Origin of the sequence: Emticicia sp. W12TSBA100-4, assembly GCF_040253585.1 — a bacterium.
Classification (GTDB): Bacteria; Bacteroidota; Bacteroidia; order Cytophagales; family Spirosomataceae; genus Emticicia.
The window spans coordinates 219,715-239,834 of sequence record NZ_JBELAU010000010.1 but is presented as its reverse complement, the minus strand read 5'-3'; the positions used below and the strand labels follow the sequence as shown (position 1 = coordinate 239,834).

Genomic DNA, 20,120 nt, shown 5'->3' with positions numbered 1-20,120 from the left:
AAAAAATAGTTAAATTCGCAACATAGCAACATCACCACTTACAGAATCATGGCAGAAGCGACTGAAAAACCATTAAATTTTATTGAACAAATTATCGAAGATGACCTCGCAGCAGGCAAAAATGATGGTCGGGTTTTGACCCGTTTCCCTCCTGAGCCAAACGGCTACTTGCACATTGGTCATGCTAAATCTATCTGTTTGAATTTTGGAGTTGCCCAGAAATACGGTGGAAAAACAAACCTTCGATTTGATGATACAAACCCAGTAACCGAAGAAACCGAATACGTCGAGTCTATCAAGGCCGATGTAAAATGGCTTGGTTTCGATTGGGCTGAGGAACTATATGCGTCTGATTATTTCGACCAACTATACGAATTTGCCCTGAAACTTATCAAAAAAGGCTTGGCTTATGTCGATGATAGCACGTCGGAAGAAATGGCAGCCATGAAAGGTACACCAACCGTTGCGGGTATCAATAGCCCATATCGTGAACGAACAATCGAAGAAAACCTTGATTTGTTTGTGCGTATGAAAAATGGCGAGTTTGCCGAAGGAACGAGAGTTTTGAGAGCCAAAATCAATATGGCTTCTACGAACATGCTCATGCGTGACCCTATCATTTACCGCATAAAATTTGCCACGCACCACCGTACGGGCGATAAGTGGTGTATTTATCCGATGTATGATTTTGCCCATGGTCAATCTGATTCGATTGAGCAAATTACACACTCAATCTGTACGTTGGAGTTTGTTCCTCACCGTGAGCTTTACGATTGGTGTATCGAAAGTTTGGAGATTTTCCCTTCAAAACAATATGAATTTGCTCGTTTGAATCTTTCTTATGCCATTACGAGTAAGCGTAAATTATTACAACTCGTCAACGAAAACTTCGTAACAGGTTGGGACGATCCTCGGATGCCTACTATTTCAGGAATGCGTCGTCGTGGATATACGCCCGAAGCGATTCGTGAGTTCTGCGACCGTATCGGTATTGCCAAGCGTGATAATTTGATTGATGTAAGTTTATTAGAATTCTGTGTTCGTGAACACCTCAATAAAGTTGCCACTCGTGTAATGGCCGTGCTTGACCCAATCAAAGTGGTGATTACGAACTATCCAGAAGGACAAATTGAGGAATTAACTGCCGAAAATAACCCCGAAGACCACGAAAGTGGTTCGAGAATTATGCCGTTTAGCCGTGAAATTTTGATTGAAAAAGAAGATTTCATGGAAAACCCGACGAAAAAATACTTCCGTTTAGGGCCAGGCTTAATGGTTCGTTTGAAACACGCCTATATTATTAAGTGTGATGATATAGTGAAAGATGAAAACGGCGAAATCATTGAACTTCACTGCTCATACATCGAAAACTCACGAAGCGGAAACGATACTTCGGGTATTAATGTAAAAGGAACAATTCACTGGGTTTCGGAAGCACAAGCCGTTGATGCGGAAGTAAGACTTTACGACCGATTGTTTAAGGTAGAAGACCCAAGCCGTGAAGATGGCGATTTCAAAGAATACCTCAATCCAGAGTCATTACAAGTAATTACGGCAAAAGTTGAGCCTGCACTCAAAAATGCAACGCTCGATACACCATATCAATTCTTACGCAAAGGATATTTCTGCTTAGACCCAGATTCGACAGCCGACGCTTTGGTTTTCAACAAAACCGTTGGTTTGAAAGATACATGGGCCAAAGAAGCGGGCAAATAAAATAATAGATTAAACCATCTAAAACCTGCGAAGTCTAATACTCAAGGCTTTGCAGGTTTCTTAGTTTATAAAACATATTTTCAGCTACAATTATACAATTTCTCTAAAAAATACGTTATTAGTCACAACAAATAAAAATCCTTACGATGAAAAACACAGCAATAAAAATCTTCGCTTTTATATTCATTAGTCTTGGCACTTTTGCCCAAAAAGCTGATGAAATTTTCAGTAAACATATTGAAGCAACGGGTGGAAAAGCACTTTGGGATGGTATCTCGACTTATTCAATCAAGCAGGCATATCGTGGAAATTCAGCGGCTGATTATGATATTGAGCTAAAAGGTTCTTTCAGCGAAGCTGCTCTTTATAAAGCAAAAACTATCTTAAAGCGTACATTTATTTTCGGAATCAAAGGTCAAGAAGGTTGGAGAAAAGTGCCACTTGGTAGCTCTGACAAAGCAACGCAATATGAAACAAACACATTGAGTGATAAGGAGCAAGAAAATATGCGTAGAGAATTAAAGGAAAATATTTTGCCTTTTCTTGACTACCAAACCAAAGGCTATATTGCAACCGTAGTTGGTAGCGAAACCATTAATAACGTAAAAACAACTCATGTAGAATTGAGCGGTAAAGGCATCAAATATAATCTCTATTTTGATGAAACAACTGGGCTTTTAATGAGAAAAAAACTCACTTTAAGTACAGGTGAAGTAATTACCGAAGATTATACCAAATACGGAGATACTGCCTACGGTGTAAAATTCCCGACAGAATCGACGTATCTGAGCAGTATTGATAAAAGAAACTTGAAAGTAACAACTTCGGTTATTTTTAATGATAAAATTGCTCCAGAATACCTTATGAAGTAAAAAACATCAGAAAGAATTAGCCTCTCAGTTTTTTGAGGGGCTTTTTTTTGCTTAAATTGTATAGTGATTAAAATATTTTCAACCAACTTCCAACCATTTTAAAATAAACGGGGTCTTATTCACAGCAACCCTTAAAAACGATTAGGTTGGAGCATAACTTATACCCTTTTCATGTATAGCGAACAAGAATTAATACAGGCTTGTATTCGCCAAGAACGACCAGCCCAACGGCAACTTTACGAGCGTTTTGCCAGTAAGTTGTTCGCTACGGCTATGCGTTACATGAAACACCGAAGTGATGCCGAAGATGTTTTGCAAGATTCGTTTATCAAGATTTATCAGAAAATTGATAGTTTCCGATTTGATTGTCCGCTCGAAGCATGGCTCAGAAAAATTGTAGTCAATACCGCCTTGAAACAATTACAAAGTCAGCCAAATTACATGGAACACACTGATAGTCAGTTGATTTCTGACGAAGTAGAGCAAGATGAATTTACGCTTTCAGGTTTTGAGTTTGAGCAATTAATGGAAATAGTGCAGAGTTTGCCCGATGGTTGCCGAACGATTTTCAACTTATACGCCATTGAAGGTTATCAGCACAACGAAATTGCGAATATGCTGGGCGTTACCGAAGGAACATCAAAATCACAATATTCGAGGGCGAGAACACTGTTACAAGCAAAATTAAAAGCGATAGGTATTGCACCCAAAGCTATCAAATAAATATTAAGTAAAAGATACGAAACTGTTTTTTCGTAGAAACAAATGGACTCACAGAAGCCAAGTAATTTTGAAGAAGAATGGCAAAAAGCATTTAATGATGCTTCTTTTGCTCCTCCAAGCGATATGTGGGAGCGAATTGAGCAGGATTTAGAGCGAAAAAAACGTCGCCCATTCTTATTTTTCCTTCGACCGTCAGCCATGCTGGCTGGCGTAGCAGCAACCTTAGTTTTGGCTTTGGGAGGAATCTTATTTTTCAATCAACAAGATTCAAAAACGCCATTGGCAAGCGTTAGTGGAAATACGCCAAAGGTTCCATCAAAATCTCAAAACACCAATAATCAGTCAAATACCGCTGAAGCAAACATAGAAAATCTTGCTTCGTCATCAGCAAGTGTTACCGAGCCGAGCTTCCCAATTGAAAACTATAACGATAAGCAAACACTCGCTTTGGCCGAAAATGATATAAACAAACGTGTTACTAACTTTAAAAAATCTATCCAAAACAATCAGTTGATGTTAGCAGCTGTTAGTACTGTAAACACTAACGTTGGTGATATGGTTGTCAATATTGACAAAAACAATAGTCAAGCTTCAGACAAGACTATTATTCAAACAACTGATAATCAATCAGATAAAACTACTTTGTTAGCTCAAAATGAGCATCAAGGAATTGCAGATTGGGCTTTATTAAAACACCGTGATTTTCAGTATTTAGGAAGCCGTTATACTTTGAAACGAAATAAATTAGTATTTGAAAGCGAAGAGACAGAGGCTCCCGTTGTGGCTTCAAACGATTCTAAATTTTGGTTAGGTCTTCAATCTGGCGTTTCACCTTTTGACCCAAACATGAAACTCGGTGGCTTAAATACCGTTGCTTTAGCACAAGCCGATGCTTATGCAAATATGTCAAATACGCCTTCGGTTGGGGCTTCTCCTTCGGCTGGAGATAAACAAGGAAACGTAATGGTTTCTCAGCCACAAAATGCAATTAGGGCTGGAATTGGTATAAATACAGGCGTAGCGATGGGCTACAAGATCTCAAAAAAATGGAATTTTGAAAGCGGAATCAGATATTTGCGTGGAAACTCTACGCTGAATAGCAATACTTATGCTTTCCAACAAAATGGTTATGCAAATACTTTCTTGGCTGATTATCTATTACAAAATTCTTCCAATCAAGATATGCAGTTTGCTAATAAGCAAATCAATACGGTAGTGGCTGATGCTTCCCAATTTGGTAATCGCTATGAATACTTGATGATTCCGATGCAAGTTGGTTATGAAATTGGATTATCGAAAAAGGTTGCATTAAATATTTTAGCGGGTGTTTCGACGGATATTTTCTTAAAGAATACTATCATCAATGATAATAGTATTTTACAAGAGAAAAGTACTATCAATACATCGAGTAATATCTATAAACCACTGAATTTGAGCGGTTTAGGAGGCGTAAGAGCAAGCTATCTGATTAGCCGACATTGGCAACTAAACCTGGGAAGTTCTTACCAGCATTCATTGTTTTCGGGTATTAATAACTCAACAGCCTTACAAATGCGTCTGAAAATGTTTGGACTAAATTACGGTTTGAATTATCGTTTTTAATTAAGGATTTGATTATAGATTGTTGAGTTTTGATGTAATTTTGATAAACAATACCCATCTTCAATCAACAATCTCTAATTATCAATCGCTAATTCTTTAAATTTCTACAATTTATGTTCGCTCATGTAGCTTAAATACTTCACAATTTCGGTCGCTTCTTCAGGTTTTATACCCAAATTTGGCATTTTAACATCATTTCTGTAACTCGCGGGATTTTGAATAAAAGCCTTCAAATCATCGGTTTTCCAATATTCTGTTACGCTTTTCGGGTAATTAAGTTCTGGCCCCATTTTTCCGCCAATTTTATTGATGGCATGGCAAGTTTGGCAACGATTATTAAATATTTCATAACCTGCCAAAGCCGATTCTTCTTTGGGTTTGAGAGCAGCATCGTTTTCGTGAAGTGGAGCAAGGTGTATTTTCACTAAATTGTACGGCCATTTATAACTAATATCATCGCCCGAAACTCCTTCATAAACCACATAAAAAGGCTCCATTTTAGTTTCTTGACCATTTTTTTCGAGCATTTCCCATTCACGACCTTTCGGAGCATCGGCATCGCTTACTGCCAAATATGCTTTTGCCGAAAGCAATTTTTCTAAAGGCATTTCGGGCTTATAACCATCTTCGCATTCAAAAACTACTTTCAAATCAGCCGCATTCATTCTTTTCATTGAAGAATATTTTTCTAAAATATCTTTCAGAGGCAAAGCATTGAAACGCTTATTTTTATGATAAACTGGGTCAGGCTTAATCTTAACAATTTGAGTATTTTTTAGTAAACCTTTTTCTCTTAAATCTAATAAATCAATAGTTAGCGAGTCATTGACAGGCGTTTCTTCAATGGCCAGTTTTGCCACTTGCAACGAATCTTTTTTAGCGTTTTTTTGTGAACTATCGCACGAAACATACAAGGCTGATAATAAAGCAAATACAACAACTTTTTTCATAAATAAATATTTTTGAGGATATGGATTTGACTATAAAAGTAGCCAAATTCTTTGTTTAAATAATGAGTTTTTCTTCGGTTATCTAAAAAATACTATATTTATGCTCAATTAAACAAAATTTAACCTATGAAAAAAACAAATTTGTGGCAGCACATCTGCACACTGCTGCTATGTATGAGTGTATGCACACCAACGCTTGCACAATGGCACATCTCTGCCAAAAACTTCGACCCCAACAATTATTATGGCGTTACGGTGGCCAATGGTATGGTCGGAATTACGTCTTCACCTGACCCACTCAAAGTAAAAGAAATCGTTCTAAATGGTACATTCGACACTTATGGACGTGGGCGTGTTGCTAATATCATGAAGGTTTTTGAGTTTGCTAACATGGAGTTAATCATTGATAATCAAATGATTAACCGTAATAACATTAGCAATTTCGTACAAACGATTGATATGCAAAATGCCATTTTTACTACAACTTTCGACATGGGAAGTAAGGCTGCTGTCAAATCGAATGTGCTTGCACTTCGCCATTTACCACATTCGGCATTGATTGAAATGGAAATTACGGCGAAACAAGACATTGAATTTACGCCCATCAGTATCATGCAAACGCCCGATATGTTGCGTGATGTACAGAATTTCTTCCATACCATCGACCGACCGCACTCACTGATTCCTCTGATGACTTCGGTTGCAAAAACACCTACGGGAAAACACACAATTGCGGCATCAAACTCATTTTTGTTTGAAGAAGAACGAGGAAAAGAACCCCAATTGATTCACGAAGAATGGGACAACGGAATGCACCGAATGAAGTTTACGAAAAAACTAAAAGCAGGTGAAACCTACAAATTTTCGGTGGTTGGGTCGGTAATTTCGACTGCCTATGTAACCGACCCACACAATGAAGCTGAACGTCTGACAATCTTTGCAGCACTCGAAAAACGTGAGCGTTTACTCAAAAAACACAAAGAAGCATGGGCAAAACTTTGGGAGTCAGACATCATCATTGAAGGTGACGATGAAGCTCAACGTGCAGCACGTTTTTCATTGTATAACCTGTACTCGTTTTGCCGTGAAGGACAAGCTTATAGTCTCTCGCCAATGGGTTTATCGGGTTTAGGTTATAATGGTCACGTTTTTTGGGATACTGAAATTTGGATGTTCCCTCCGCTATTGGCAATGAAACCAGAATTAGCAAAATCATTACTCGAATATCGTTTTGAGCGTTTACAAGCTGCCAAATACAATGCGAAAGCACACGGTTATCAAGGAGCGATGTTTCCGTGGGAATCTGACGATTCAGGGCAGGAATCAACGCCTGTATGGGCTTTAACGGGGCCATTCCAGCACCATATTACAGGTGATGTGGGTTTTGCTTTTTGGAAGTATTATCAAGTAACGAAAGATAAAAATTGGCTGAAAGACCGTGCCTACCCAATGCTAAAAGAAGTTGCTGATTTTTGGGTAAGTCGTGTAGAAAAAGGCAACGATGGAAAGTACCACATTATCAATGTAGTTTGTGCTGACGAATGGGCTGAAAATGTGGATGATAATGCCTATACAAACGGTATGGCAAAAGAAGTTTTGGGCTACGCCAACCAAGCTGCTAAAGAACTTGGTCTTCCCGAAAACCCAAAATGGAAAGAAGTGCAAGACGGACTTGTAATTTTGAAGTTTCCTGATGGCACAACTCGTGAACACGCTTCTTATAACGGCGAGCCTATCAAGCAAGGCGATGTAAATTTACTTTCTTACCCAATGAAACAAATCACTGACCCAGCTACAATCAAGAAAGATTTAGATTTTTATTGGAAAGTTTTGGCCGATAACCTTCCAGGAAGAAAAGGACAAAGCCCCGCTATGGCACATGGTGTGTTTTCTATCTTAAATGCTCGTTTGGGAGATACCGAAACTGCCTACAAACAATATATGGATAGTTATAAACCTAATGAAGTTCCACCATTTGGAGTTCTGGCCGAAACCGCTGGCGGAACAAATCCTTATTTTTCGACAGGAGCAGGTGGATATTTACAAACGCTCATTAATGGTTGGGGTGGACTTGATTTTACCGATGCAGGAATCATCCAACTAAAAACAAAACTTCCACAACATTGGAAATCTTTGACTTTGAAAGGTGTTGGCGTTGAGAAAAAGGCTTTTACGGTGAAGTAAAATTATTGAGTAAGATTTATTTGAAAGCCTCAGTACATACACTGGGGCTTTTATTTTTACCAAAAACAACGATGGCAAGGCTTCGAGCCTTGCCATCGTTAATATTACATATCAACTTAATCATAAAAAAAGGAGAAATACCTTTCGACATTTCTCCTTTCTAAAAATCTATTTTCTAAGATTATCAGAAGAATTTAGCTCTGTTATCTTTGATGTTTGCGTTATCACGGATTGCTTGATTTGCCATATACGAAGCACCATATCCACCATTACGTTGTGTGATTTGGTTTTTGTATTGTGTATAATCAGCAATTTCAGGAGCTTTTGTAAGTTTAGTTGTCTCAACTACAAATACACCGTTTTCACCAACAAATGGCTTAGAACGTTTGCCTGTTTGTAAACCAAAGATTTTACCGATAGCAATTGGGTCAATTCCTGGAGATGTCAACATACCAGCCATCAAGTTGATGTCTGTTGCAGTTTCAACCAAAGCACCAGCACCGTATTTTTGAGCTACTTGCTCTAAAGCACCCGATGGAGTTCCAAGCTTTTTCAAGATTTGCTCTGCCTTTATTTCATTACGAACTTTAGCAGTAATCGCATCTTTGAAGTCCTCAGCTTTAGGGCTATCTTTTTCAGTTTTAGCCGTTACTGCCGCAATGATAAAGTTATCACCTACTTCAAATACACGGTCAGAAACTTCGCCTACGCTTGTATCATTATTAAATGCCCACAATACAACTTCACGTGCATTTTGGATAGTATTAAATGTTGAAGCCTCAGGAAAAACTTTATCTGCTTTCAAGATAACCAATTTACCATCTTTTTTAACTGCCGCTTCAAATGCTTCTTTAGAGCTGCTACTTGCACGCAATGTTTCAGCTTTTTGATAGATGGCATTTCTTGTGCTTTCGCTCGCTTGTAACTCACGGCTGAGAGTAGCGATTTTATATTTAGTATTCGACTTTCCTTCTGTTACTTTAATGATATGATAGCCGAAATCAGTTTCAACTACATTTGGTACTAAACCAGCACCACCCATTGCAAATACAGCAGTTTCAAATGGTTTTACCATTGTACCATTGTTTTTGAATGTACCTAAATCTCCACCTTGTTGAGCCGAACCATCTTGGCTGTTTGCACGAGCCAAAGTTGCGAAGTCAGCACCTTGTTTCAATTGGTTCAAGATGTCCTGTGCTTTTGTACGAGCAGCAGCTTTTACAGAATCTGGAGCAGTTTTATCAGCACGGATTAAGATATGACTTGCACGAGCCGTATAAAGTGAATCTACTGCAGTTCCTTCATATTTGTAAATTGAGTAAGTATTATCTTCTTTGAATGGTCCGATAACAGCACCTTGAATGGCAGTTGCGAGAGCTGCTTTCAATGTAGGAGTCAATTCATTTGCACTACGCTCGTAAGGCACACGGCTATCAGAATTTAGTTCAGCATACGATTTTGCATTTGGAGCAGCAGCTAAACCTTTAGCATAGTTTTTAATGTCTTCGTATAAAGCAGCACTATCTTCTTTAGTAGGCATTACTTGATACACAACATAATCAAATGAGCGGCTATCATATCCTTTAAACTCTTCTTTGTGTTTGCTCAAATAATCTGACAATTGGCTATCAGTTACTTTGATAGTAGTGTCGATGATACTTGTGAAAGGCACATATAAATAGCGAGCATCTGCTTTAGTAGCTGTTGCATCGTATTCTCTTTTAGCTTCGGCAGTTGTTACAAACGAAGACGAAGAAAGCAACGCATTGTATTTCTCCAGCAAACGTTGTTGAATTGCTTGTTCTTTGATTTGGTCCCAAGCGAGTTTTTGTTGAGCTGGCAATTGGTTTGCAGCAGCAGCATTGATAAACTCTATATGACGGTTACGGTCATATTGTCCAGTTTGTGGGTCAGTAAATTGTTGCTTAATGATTGGGCTAAGGTTTTTTGTCCCTTGAACCATTTCACGAAGCTCATCTGGCGTAACCTTCAAGCCGAGTTTCTCGAATTCAGCTTTGTAAGTAATGTCAAAAATCATTTGTTCCCAAACTTGGCTACGTAATTGCTGAATTTCTTGCTCTTGTAGAGCTCTTCCAGCTTGTTGCTCATAATTGGCACGAGCTACATCTAATTTTGCTTGAAATGCTTGGTAGTCAATACTGGTACCTGCAATTTCACCAATTTTATTATCATTACTACTAAACAAGCCACTTTTACCATTTCCTCCGAATAAATCTCCTCCGACAATGAATAAAATGAGTGCAATTGCGATAACTACGACTGCAACACCTGAACGTTCACGAATTTTGTTAATTAAAGCCATTTGTTTTTTTAATTTATTACTGGACTTTTAGGACTGTTTAAATGCCTGATTATTGTTTCTTTATTTTTTTCAAAAAAATTGAGGTGCAAAAATAAGCAGATTCATATAGATTATCAAGGAAATCCAATTGATATATTAGCTTATTTTAACAAGTTTTATGCCAAATATGGCTTTTTGCTTCTTAAGTTTGGGTCAGCCCTTCGGTGCAGGGCAAAAAAAAACCCACGTTTGAGGCATGGGCTTGATAAGATCATTACAGCTATCAGCTTATTCTCGACTCGTTACTGGTTTAGTTTCCTACTAAAAAATCATCAAAGAATTTCAAAAGTTTTTTCTGATAATCTTTAATCACCTTACCATCAGTTAATTCTATAAACTGACTGTCTTTCTTTGTTTTTTCTTGCACTCTGGTCGATGTATAAAACAAAGTTTTATTATCTTCATAAGGGTGTTGAACCATTTTGATGTCACAATCAACTCGTGTTTCTATGGTTTTCTTGAAAAGCCCTTTAGTTTTGCGGTCTTTGAATACTTTCGATACCAAGAACCCTTCATCAGTATTACGTTCGATTACTAAACCAATCCCCTCATCTAAAATTTTGCGGAGTACACGAACTCGAACTTGGTCATAAGGCATCGTATAAACCCTCACAACATTGGTATCTTTTACAATTCTGTTTCTATCTCTAAGTGCCTGTTTTTTGAATTCTCTGAAAAGCTCCATCGAATCAGCAAAGGCAGTTTTTAAAGAACTCAGCTCGGTATCAGTTTTTTGCTTGTATTCCGAATAAGTGCTTGAAACATTGGCTGTAGAATCTCTCGAAGCCTTCAACATTGACTTATAATAATTTACAATGCCTTCTTGAGAAAGAATTTGAGTACTTTGTCTCGCCAACAATTGGTTAAGGGCATTGATATCATTAGTAAGTTTACGATTTCTCTGAATAAGAGCATCAACACGATTTCCTCCTTTTATACTTTTTACACTCTTTGCACTTTTTTGAGCAATTACTTGTGATGAGAAAAAACAAATGCCAATTAGAAGCATTTTCTTGACAAAAGACTTAGCCGAAAAGTTTACATAAAACATTTTAAGTGGTTAATTAAGGGTTTTATAATTTACCTAATTTTTATCAATTAGGCTTCCTGCAAATTTGTGTTTGAATTACAATCTTACAAAATTAGATGATTCAGGGCAAATATTTATCTATTTTTGTGCGTTTTTTAAAAAAATAATTAACTATTTATGAAATTACGCTCTCTTTGCTTTGCTACCGTTGGATTATTTATCGGACTTTCTTTTTTATTATCTTGCCAAAACTCCGAAACTATCGACACCTCAAATATATCAGTAAAGGTTGATATTCAAAGGTTTGACGCAACAATGATGCAGCTAAAGACCAAAGAGCAAATCAAAAGTTTTCTATTAAAAAACACTAAATTTGTTAATCAGTTTTATCAGACTTCACCAGAAGATACTGCACTCATTAATCGACTATTTTTGATTCATAATAACCCAGATACGCAAGCTTTTTATGAAGACACGAAAAAATCCTTCGGAAACCTTGCTGATTTGAGCAAACAACTGGAAACGGCCTTCAAACATATTAAGTTCTATTATCCTGATTTCAAAGAACCTCAAATTATTACCACTTTTACAGCACTTGATTTAGAACTAATGGTTGCTGATGATATGATTGTGATACCTCTGGAAACTTTTTTGGGGCCGAAGGCAAGGTATCGTCCGCAATACCCATTTTATCTTTTACAAAGATTTGATAAGCCATATATCGTGCCGTCAATTCTAACAATCTTATCAAAAAAATACAATGCAATCGACCAAAACGACCGCTCACTGCTGGGAGATATGGTTTACTATGGGAAAAGCTATGAGTTTACTCGTGCAATGCTACCAGATGTGGCCGATTCACTCGTAATTGCGTATGCTGACTCAAATATGACTAAAACTTGGAATTCACAGGATTTAGTTTGGGGGTATTTTCTTGATAATAAACTACTTTATGAAACAAACGACCGAATTAAAGATAAATATCTTAGCGACCGCCCGAAGGTTCAGGAAATCGGAAACGACTGCCCTGGCAGAATTGCACAATGGCTTGGCTGGCGAATTGTGAGCCGTTACCGAACCGAAAACCCCTCAATTTCGTTAATTGATTTGATGAAAAACCCAAATGCCCGTGATATTTTCGAGAAATCGAAATATAAAGGACAATTGGAAGATTAAATTTAACGATTTCTTGCTCAGATTGAGTAATTTTAAAAATTGATGGGCAAATTTTAACGACCGTTGTAAGGTAAATAATCATGGCAAAAAGAAGTAGTAGTTTTGGTGCGGGTGTTTCGGAGGCAGATAAAAAAAAGGTAACAAAGGAAGGTTTCAAGAAAGCATTAAAGATTTTTAGATTTACATTGCCTTACAAAGGCACTTTTGCTATTGGTTTTATTTTCTTGGTTTTGTCGCAAATCACCTCTATGAGCGTGCCTTTGTTAATGGGACAAATGGTCGGAGCGATTGTTTCACCGAAAAATCCATCAGCGGCTCTTGAAGCATCAAAAATGATGGGCGGAAATACTGGTATCCAGAAATTTCAGCAAATTTTCAATTCGTCTAATTCCCTCACACTCAATGAAGTAACATTTCTTTTCGTAGCCTTGCTTATCATGCAAGCCTTATTTTCATTTCTACGAGTTTATACTTTTTCAAGAGTTTCGGAGCGTTCGATGCGTGATTTACGCCAAGAACTTTATACAAAAATCATTACTTTACCGATTTCGTTTTTTGAAAAAAGTCGAGTTGGCGAACTCATGAGTCGCATCACATCCGATGTTACTCAATTGCAAGATGTACTTTCTATCACGCTTGCCGAACTTTTCCGTCAAATTTTTACGCTCGTAGGTGGCGTAATCTTGATTTCAATGCTTTCTGGAAAACTGACGCTTTTCATGCTTTCTACATTTCCATTTTTGGTGGTAGCGGCCATTGTTTTTGGGCGTTTTATCAGAAAAAATTCTAAGAAAGTACAAGATGAATTGGCTCAAACAAATATCATCGTAGAAGAAACCCTACAATCGGTCAATGTGGTGAAGGCATTTACAAACGAACGCTTAGAAGTAAATCGGTACGGAACTTCTATCCAACGAGTGGTTGATTATGCACTCAAAGCGGCAACCTTCAGAGGTGGTTTTATTTCGTTTATTATATCTGTTTTGTTTGGCGGTGTTGTGGGCGTGGTTTGGTACGGTGGCAATTTAGTACTTTCGGGAGAATTGGCCTTTCAAGATTTATTCACTTTTATTCTTTATACGGGTTTTATTGGTGGCTCGGTTGGTGGTTTGGGTGATATGTATGCCCAAATTCAACGCACGGTTGGAGCATCAGAAAGAATTTTAGAGATTTTAGATGAAGAATCAGAAGTTGATGTTTCAAAAAATCCAGTGTTCAAAAAAGCCGATGGAAATATCGTATTCGATAAAGTAGGCTTTGCGTATCCTTCTCGTCCCGATGTGATGATTTTGAAAGAATTATCACTTTCAATCAAATCTGGCGAAAAAATAGCGATTGTAGGTCATAGCGGTGCTGGAAAATCAACAATTGTGCAACTTTTGATGAAACTTTACCCGCTCACAAAAGGCAAAATAACTGTCGATGGACAAAACATTGCTACGCAAGATGTAACCGAACTCCGCAGCAATATCGCAATTGTGCCACAAGAAGTCATGCTTTTTGGTGGAACAATCTACGAAAACATTGCCTACGGAAAACCAAACGCCACTCGCCAAGAAGTATTAGATGCTGCACAAAAAGCGAATGCTTATGAGTTTATTGAGTCTTTTCCTGATAAATTTGAGACGGTTGTTGGCGAGCGTGGTGTGAAACTTTCGGGCGGACAACGCCAGCGTGTAGCCATTGCCCGTGCGATTCTGAAAGACCCTTCGATTTTGATTCTTGATGAAGCCACAAGTGCCTTAGATTCTGAATCTGAAAAATTAGTGCAAGATGCTCTCGATAAGTTAATGAAAGACCGCACAACGATTATCATTGCTCACCGCTTGGCTACTATCAGAAATGTCGATACTATTTATGTCTTGAAAGATGGTGAAATTGCTGAGTCTGGTAATCACGAAGAATTGATATTAAGAGAAGAAGGAATTTACGCAAACTTGGTAAAATTACAGTTTGATAACGTAAATTTGCTGGTCGAATAACCGTTGACAGATATGAATCCTTCTAAAGATACACTCAAAGAATATGACCTACGCCATACGGGCTGTCGGGCAGATATACTACAGTCTTTCCAAAACAACAACCATGCACTTTCGCATGGCGATTTGGAAGCACTATTCGGGCAACGTTTCGACCGTGTAACAATCTACCGAACACTCAAAACTTTTGTCGAGAAAGGCATCGTTCATAAGGTTTTAGACGATGAAGGTGGCACAAAATATGCGATGTGCAAAGTATCAGAATGTAGCCACGAAAATCATCATCATGACCACGTACATTTTAAATGTTTGGTTTGTGGGAACACAACTTGTATTGAAAGTGTACATATTCCTGCCATTCATTTGCCAGAAGGCTACAAGCGTACCGAAGTAAATATGCTCGTACAAGGCACTTGCCCTGCTTGTGTTTAGTTACTGGTTATCGGTTATTAGTTACTGGTTAATGTCTTAATAGTCAATAACCCTTGTTTCCTAATTTCCCAGTAACCAATCTCCAATTCCCAAATGTCAGAAAGAACAAAAATATTTATCGCACTCGGAATCGTTTATGTTGTTTGGGGTTCTACTTACTTAGGTGTAAAAATCGCTCTTCATACCTTACCCCCAATGTTGATTTCCTGCACACGATTTTTAATTGGTGGCTCGCTTTTGTTTGCATTTACATTGCTCCGAGGACAAGGAATGCCAACCCTTCAAGAAACTCGAAATGCCGCATTTATTGGTGTACTTTTAAGTGGCGTTGGCAATTGTGCAGTAGCTTACGCACTCATGAAGATGCCTTCGGGTTTGGTAGCACTTTTGGTGGCAACATTACCCGCTTGGATGATTTTACTTGATTTTTTGTTTTTTAGCAACGAAAAACCTTCACTCATTGGAGCAATTGGATTGACTCTGGGTTTAGTCGGAATGGCTGTTTTACTCAATCCTTCTCAGCAAGTTAGTCAACAAGAAGTGCCTGTTTTAGCGGCCTTAATTGTTTTTCTTGGGTCAATAGCTTGGGCATTTGGATCGCTCAAATCTCCTTATTTGGTTTTACCCAATTCACTTCAATCAACGGCCATTCAGATGGTAATTGGTGGTTGTTTTTCGCTCACGATGAGTTTTGTTTTCGAGAAAAATCAACTCCAAGCCTTTCAAAATATGACAACCGAAACATATCTGGCGATGTTTTATCTCGTACTAATTGGCTCTTATGTGGGTTATACGGCCTATGTTTGGTTAATAAATCATGCTCCACCACAGCTTACGGCTACGTATGCATATGTAAACCCAGTAGTAGCAATTTTCTTAGGTTGGATCTTCTTGGACGAACGTCTTACTTCTCGCTCAATGCTGGCTTCAGCAATTATTTTGGCAGGCGTAGTAATGATGACTTTGGGTAGGACAAGAAAGCCAAAGGAGATTGACTTACAACAATAATTTTATTTCAAAACAGCCATTAACTTTTTGGCATATTCATTATTCGGATTTATCTGCAAAGCCTTCTGGCAATTTTGTACCGCCGCATCTTTTATGCTCATTTGTTGGTAGGTTTCGGCTAATCTATAAAATCCGTTGTCGCTTTTAGGATTTACTACAACAGCTTTTTTATAAAAACTGGCGGCTTTATCATAGTTTTTGGCATCAAAATACAAGCCTCCAAGATTAAAGTTTGCTTCGTAATGCTGAGGATTCAACCGAAGTACGTTTTCCAAGTCAACAATAGCCTCTTGCGAACGACCGAGTGCTGTCTTACAGTTGGCTCGTTTATAATAACTGGTTTCGAGATTGATATTTTGCTTGATACAACGATCGAAAACTATCAAAGCTTTGACATCTTCATTTTTATCATAAAATTCCAATGCCTTTTTCAATAGTTCTGCTGAAGGTATCTTATCAACATTTTGTTTAAAAGTGGCTAAATTATCGTTTTCACCCGCTGTTTCTTCCGAAAAAATCTCAAAACCATCGAATGTTTCTACGTTATTTGCTTTGGCCAGTTCATTTAAAGATTTACCTTTTTGAGTAGCTGATGCGGCATTATGGGCTTCTACTTTTTCTACTTCAAGCTGATATTTTCCTGCACTTTTTGAGGTGCGAACATACTTGTAGTTTTGTTTCAATAAAACAGTTTTCAACTGATTAAGGTCTTCCTCGTTTTGGTCGACAAAAAAATAATGGTAAGGAATTGGCTTTTGTGTATCAAAACCACTCGCAATTAATTGACTATAAAGGCTTTGTATCTGATTTGTGTGATTACATCTTTGAGCAAAACCCATAAAAGGAAGTATTGAAACAAAACAAAGTATGCGTAGTGAAATTTTCATCAGGAACTGATTATTGGTTAATTAAAAAACGTTTATTAAGGGATTAGAATTGTAAACTTAACAAAAAAGACGCCTTTTGAGCGTCGTTTTTTGTAGTTAATTTCCAGACAAATTTAAAGTATTTTTATAAATCCAATATCCTATCTCGGTATTCCAAAGGTTTTTGCCACCTCATCAAAGTTTGTGTAATCAATATTAGCTCGTGTCTTTACTCCACCTGGAATAATAACATAACGATACTGCAAACCAGTAGCTGGTCTTCCTTGAATATCTAATAACTCTGAAAATATGATATTTACTTTCCCTAAAGCAGCAGCTATATTGTAATTAGTCAAGCCAGAATTTGTTTCGAGCATCATCGGTAACAGATAAGCTGGGCCACTCGCAACCTGTCGGCTATATGCCAGTACGACACCTTTATCAATAATGTCTTGAGTAATTTTGGCTTCAATGATGCTATACAAATAGCTTTTTTCAGTAATTTTTTGCCAATCTACAAAGGCAGGTGTAAACCAATCAGAGTAGATAACATTAGCAGATCCCGTTCCAGAACTACCCGCTGGCCCTGCTGGACCTTGTGGGCCTGTTGCTCCAGTAGCTCCTGTATCGCCTTTTGGACCTTGCGGGCCTGTTGCTCCCGTCTCCCCTTGTGGCCCTGCTGGACCTTGTGGGCCTGTTGCCCCAGTAGCACCTGTTGCCCCAGTTGCACCCGTTGCCCCAGTTGCACCCGTTGCCCCAGTTGCACCCGTTGCTCCAGTATCACCTTTTGGGCCTTGCACACCTTGTGGCCCTTGGTCTCCTTTTGCACCCTGCGGACCTTCTGGCCCTTCACAACTGCATAATGCTAAGTAACTCATCAGCATTATGCTAAGGGTAATTTTTCTCTTGACTTCCATAATATGGGTTAGGCTGATTATTGGTTAGAAGAACAACCTTTTAATTGAAAATCTAACAAGATTTATGCCAAGTTTTGAAGTAAAAGGTTTTTAATGTTTAAAATACTGTTTATAAGCCTTTTAAACAAAAAACGCTTAATAACCAAATAATGGTTTATCAAGCGTTTGTACCTAAATATTATGGTATCAGATAGCTTTTGAAGATTGCGTATATCTAACTTCTAAGCCTCTGTCTAACTTATTTTTTACTACTTTAATACTTACCTTCCCATTAGGTTTTATTTCCCAAGTAGGCATTGGTGCTTCTGAAACTGGCTTTCCATATTGGGCAGTGAATTGTTTACTCAATTCATTCAATAAGCTATCATTAGAAGAATCTGTGTTCATGTAAACGTCTAATCCGATACCCGACACACGATTTTGTTTGTCTTTTTCGTAGATAATATCAACCGTTTCGAAATTATCAGTATCAAAAGAATAGCCAACGTGCGAATCTTCTTCTTCAAAAAGTTCTGCTTTCTCTTTCTTTTTAACGTCTGCAATAGCATCACCGAATTGGATGCCTCGGAGGAGACCTTCGCCTGTACCCATAATGGTACGTAATAACTTCTGAACGTTACTCGACGTAGCGGCCTTTGGAGAGGGAGGGTTTAAAACTTCCACTGTTTCTGTTTTTTGGGGGTTACTGCACGCAATTATCAACAAAGCTAAAATAAAATAATAAATTTTCATATTTTTTGAAAGAAATGCATTAGGTGAAAATACAAAATTTAGTGAGTGGTATTAAAATTCTCGTGAGAGATTAAAAAAGAGTCTTTTTTCACCTACTGCATTGATTGAATAATTTAATCGACCGACTACATTATACCAAGTCACTACATCAAGTCCAATTCCTCCTCCAACTAACCATTTATTTGCAAATTTAGTATTATTTATCTCGGGAAAATTATTTTTTACGTATCCGACATCAAAAAATGTATTAATGTAAGCTGCCACTGGCAATGTATTGAACTGTTTGATTTTCAAATATCGACTCAAATCAAAGATTTTATCAAACATCTGATATTTCAAGTTGGTTTTCAATAAACCATAACTTTGTCCGTCAATTACATAAAGTTCATAGCCTCTTACTAAATCATTTCTGTAACCCAAGCCTTGTGTCTGTAAAAAAGGTTGTTTTTCAGGAAAAGATACCTTACCTCTTATGCTATAGTTGGCATAAAAGTTTTGGTGAAGCAGAAAGTATTGGCTAATCGTTCCGCTCAAATTAAGTTGATTTATATCACTGCGAGCTGAAAGCCCATATTTAATGGCATCAAAACTAAGCCTATAACCTTTTAGAGCATACTGGCGATTATCTCGACGATCGTAGATAAATGAATAATTTATCAGGAAATATTTTTGCTGGGTACGACCATTCAGAAAATAATTGGGGTTTATCTGAGCAATGGTATCAGCAATTTGGGTCTGATTATAACTTATTTGTAAATATTGGTTTTGAAAGAAACCAGTTCGACGAGAAATGACCGAATAAAGATTTAGACGTTCACGTTGGCGGTCTTCGCTTTCGGCAAACTGAAATTTATCTTGCCAAGTGCGGTAAACCATCGTTTTATTAATGCCATAAAAAGCACCAACCGAAAAAGTCGTTTGTAAGGTTTTATCCAAATACGGTGTGCTGTAAGCAACCTCAAAGTTAGGAATAAACCCGATTTCAGCTCTGATTTTTAATTGGTCATTGTTGCCCGTGAGGTTCGAGTGTTTTCCGTAGATGCCATAAATTGTACGTTTCAAATCATGTCCACGTTCGTACCACCATTCATTAAAATTTCGGTCAGCCAAATAAAAAACGGGCAACGCTACAAAATAGAGTCGTTCTTTTACTTCAACAATCACATCAATTTGCTGATTATCAATTATTTCTGGGCTAACTTTTACTGTAACAAACAGATTTGTATTAAAAATTTTCTTGCGGTCGGCCTCTAAAATATCCGTTAATTTCTCTTTTTGCAGTGTATCTCCTGCTTTTACCGCCATATCTCTAAAAACAATTTTTTCTTTCGTGCGATTATTTCCCACGACTTTTACTTGACGCACAATTAAGGAATCATCAGCAAATGACTGATAATAAACAATTTGCAGTAAAAATAAACAAATAAAAAACAGGCGTTGAGTCATTAAAGGTTGGCTGTAAATAATGATGTTTTAGAGCAATATACGAGGTTTTGATAATGTTGGAAACACCAAATTTAAACTATTTTTCAAGAAAAACCGCAAAATATTGTGCCATCAAGATTGTAAAA

16 protein-coding genes are annotated in these 20,120 nt (G+C 37.6%); 9 read left to right on the top strand and 7 right to left on the bottom strand.

What is annotated here, in order from left to right:
* Positions 1-48: 48 nt before the first annotated feature.
* From ABR854_RS16430 to ABR854_RS16415, 4 genes are all read left to right on the top strand, one after another.
* A complete protein-coding gene (locus ABR854_RS16430) occupies positions 49-1,716 on the top strand; it encodes a glutamine--tRNA ligase/YqeY domain fusion protein (RefSeq protein WP_350266592.1) in 1,668 nt (555 codons plus the stop codon).
* A gap of 146 nt (positions 1,717-1,862) precedes the next feature.
* On the top strand, positions 1,863-2,588 hold the full coding sequence (locus ABR854_RS16425; protein WP_350266590.1) for a hypothetical protein: 726 nt from the start codon (positions 1,863-1,865) through the stop codon (positions 2,586-2,588).
* 171 nt (positions 2,589-2,759) lie between these two features.
* A complete protein-coding gene (locus ABR854_RS16420; RefSeq protein ID WP_350266588.1) occupies positions 2,760-3,311 on the top strand; it encodes an RNA polymerase sigma factor in 552 nt (183 codons plus the stop codon).
* Positions 3,312-3,353: 42 nt separating this feature from the next.
* Positions 3,354-4,913: an outer membrane beta-barrel protein gene (locus ABR854_RS16415; protein ID WP_350266586.1), complete on the top strand. Its 1,560-nt coding sequence runs from the start codon at positions 3,354-3,356 to the stop codon at positions 4,911-4,913.
* A gap of 104 nt (positions 4,914-5,017) precedes the next feature.
* Here the strand turns inward: ABR854_RS16415 and ABR854_RS16410 are convergent, their stop codons facing one another.
* On the bottom strand, positions 5,018-5,863 hold the full coding sequence (locus ABR854_RS16410; RefSeq protein ID WP_350266584.1) for a c-type cytochrome: 846 nt from the start codon (positions 5,861-5,863) through the stop codon (positions 5,018-5,020).
* Positions 5,864-6,037: 174 nt separating this feature from the next.
* Here ABR854_RS16410 and ABR854_RS16405 point away from each other — a divergent pair, with 174 nt between their 5' ends.
* The gene (locus ABR854_RS16405) at positions 6,038-8,047 is read left to right on the top strand and encodes a kojibiose hydrolase (protein ID WP_502881209.1); all 2,010 of its coding nucleotides are present in this window, start codon (positions 6,038-6,040) and stop codon (positions 8,045-8,047) included.
* A 184-nt stretch (positions 8,048-8,231) separates the two neighbouring features.
* On the opposite strand, the gene ABR854_RS16400 is transcribed toward ABR854_RS16405, so the two are convergent.
* Both ABR854_RS16400 and ABR854_RS16395 read right to left on the bottom strand, forming a co-directional pair.
* Entirely contained in the window at positions 8,232-10,370 is a 2,139-nt protein-coding gene (locus tag ABR854_RS16400; protein WP_350266581.1) for a SurA N-terminal domain-containing protein, read from the bottom strand.
* 289 nt (positions 10,371-10,659) lie between these two features.
* A complete protein-coding gene (locus ABR854_RS16395) occupies positions 10,660-11,460 on the bottom strand; it encodes a hypothetical protein (protein ID WP_350266580.1) in 801 nt (266 codons plus the stop codon).
* 156 nt (positions 11,461-11,616) lie between these two features.
* Between ABR854_RS16395 and gldB the strand changes: the two genes are divergently transcribed.
* The 4 genes from gldB to ABR854_RS16375 all read left to right on the top strand — a co-directional run bounded on the left by gldB (position 11,617) and on the right by ABR854_RS16375 (position 16,034).
* On the top strand, positions 11,617-12,615 hold the full coding sequence (gene gldB, locus ABR854_RS16390; RefSeq protein WP_350266578.1) for a gliding motility lipoprotein GldB: 999 nt from the start codon (positions 11,617-11,619) through the stop codon (positions 12,613-12,615).
* Positions 12,616-12,695: 80 nt separating this feature from the next.
* Positions 12,696-14,597: an ABC transporter ATP-binding protein gene (locus ABR854_RS16385; protein ID WP_350266576.1), complete on the top strand. Its 1,902-nt coding sequence runs from the start codon at positions 12,696-12,698 to the stop codon at positions 14,595-14,597.
* A 12-nt stretch (positions 14,598-14,609) separates the two neighbouring features.
* Positions 14,610-15,026 (top strand): Fur family transcriptional regulator, encoded by a 417-nt coding sequence (locus tag ABR854_RS16380; protein ID WP_350266574.1) that lies wholly within the window; start codon positions 14,610-14,612, stop codon positions 15,024-15,026.
* Between the two features lie 93 nt (positions 15,027-15,119).
* Positions 15,120-16,034 (top strand): EamA family transporter, encoded by a 915-nt coding sequence (locus ABR854_RS16375; RefSeq protein WP_350266572.1) that lies wholly within the window; start codon positions 15,120-15,122, stop codon positions 16,032-16,034.
* 2 nt (positions 16,035-16,036) lie between these two features.
* Here ABR854_RS16375 and ABR854_RS16370 read toward each other — a convergent pair whose 3' ends face one another.
* From ABR854_RS16370 to ABR854_RS16355, 4 genes are all read right to left on the bottom strand, one after another.
* The gene (locus ABR854_RS16370; RefSeq protein WP_350266570.1) at positions 16,037-16,921 is read right to left on the bottom strand and encodes a tetratricopeptide repeat protein; all 885 of its coding nucleotides are present in this window, start codon (positions 16,919-16,921) and stop codon (positions 16,037-16,039) included.
* A gap of 140 nt (positions 16,922-17,061) precedes the next feature.
* Positions 17,062-17,817, bottom strand: coding sequence for a collagen-like domain-containing protein (locus ABR854_RS16365; protein ID WP_350266568.1), 756 nt, complete (start codon positions 17,815-17,817; stop codon positions 17,062-17,064).
* A gap of 186 nt (positions 17,818-18,003) precedes the next feature.
* A complete protein-coding gene (locus tag ABR854_RS16360) occupies positions 18,004-18,549 on the bottom strand; it encodes a hypothetical protein (protein ID WP_350266567.1) in 546 nt (181 codons plus the stop codon).
* A 51-nt stretch (positions 18,550-18,600) separates the two neighbouring features.
* A complete protein-coding gene (locus tag ABR854_RS16355; RefSeq protein WP_350266566.1) occupies positions 18,601-19,995 on the bottom strand; it encodes a POTRA domain-containing protein in 1,395 nt (464 codons plus the stop codon).
* Between the last annotated feature and the right edge of the window lie 125 nt (positions 19,996-20,120).

What these genes read in the sequence shown, in the direction of transcription:
- ABR854_RS16430 (WP_350266592.1), top strand. Translation starts at nt 49, where the DNA reads ATGGCAGAAGCGACTGAAAAACCATTAAATTTTATTGAACAAATTATC.
- ABR854_RS16425 (WP_350266590.1), top strand. Translation starts at nt 1,863, where the DNA reads ATGAAAAACACAGCAATAAAAATCTTCGCTTTTATATTCATTAGTCTT.
- ABR854_RS16420 (WP_350266588.1), top strand. Translation starts at nt 2,760, where the DNA reads ATGTATAGCGAACAAGAATTAATACAGGCTTGTATTCGCCAAGAACGA.
- ABR854_RS16415 (WP_350266586.1), top strand. Translation starts at nt 3,354, where the DNA reads ATGGACTCACAGAAGCCAAGTAATTTTGAAGAAGAATGGCAAAAAGCA.
- ABR854_RS16410 (WP_350266584.1), bottom strand. Translation starts at nt 5,863, where the DNA reads ATGAAAAAAGTTGTTGTATTTGCTTTATTATCAGCCTTGTATGTTTCG.
- ABR854_RS16405 (WP_502881209.1), top strand. Translation starts at nt 6,038, where the DNA reads ATGAGTGTATGCACACCAACGCTTGCACAATGGCACATCTCTGCCAAA.
- ABR854_RS16400 (WP_350266581.1), bottom strand. Translation starts at nt 10,370, where the DNA reads ATGGCTTTAATTAACAAAATTCGTGAACGTTCAGGTGTTGCAGTCGTA.
- ABR854_RS16395 (WP_350266580.1), bottom strand. Translation starts at nt 11,460, where the DNA reads ATGTTTTATGTAAACTTTTCGGCTAAGTCTTTTGTCAAGAAAATGCTT.
- gldB (WP_350266578.1), top strand. Translation starts at nt 11,617, where the DNA reads ATGAAATTACGCTCTCTTTGCTTTGCTACCGTTGGATTATTTATCGGA.
- ABR854_RS16385 (WP_350266576.1), top strand. Translation starts at nt 12,696, where the DNA reads ATGGCAAAAAGAAGTAGTAGTTTTGGTGCGGGTGTTTCGGAGGCAGAT.
- ABR854_RS16380 (WP_350266574.1), top strand. Translation starts at nt 14,610, where the DNA reads ATGAATCCTTCTAAAGATACACTCAAAGAATATGACCTACGCCATACG.
- ABR854_RS16375 (WP_350266572.1), top strand. Translation starts at nt 15,120, where the DNA reads ATGTCAGAAAGAACAAAAATATTTATCGCACTCGGAATCGTTTATGTT.
- ABR854_RS16370 (WP_350266570.1), bottom strand. Translation starts at nt 16,921, where the DNA reads ATGAAAATTTCACTACGCATACTTTGTTTTGTTTCAATACTTCCTTTT.
- ABR854_RS16365 (WP_350266568.1), bottom strand. Translation starts at nt 17,817, where the DNA reads ATGGAAGTCAAGAGAAAAATTACCCTTAGCATAATGCTGATGAGTTAC.
- ABR854_RS16360 (WP_350266567.1), bottom strand. Translation starts at nt 18,549, where the DNA reads ATGAAAATTTATTATTTTATTTTAGCTTTGTTGATAATTGCGTGCAGT.
- ABR854_RS16355 (WP_350266566.1), bottom strand. Translation starts at nt 19,995, where the DNA reads ATGACTCAACGCCTGTTTTTTATTTGTTTATTTTTACTGCAAATTGTT.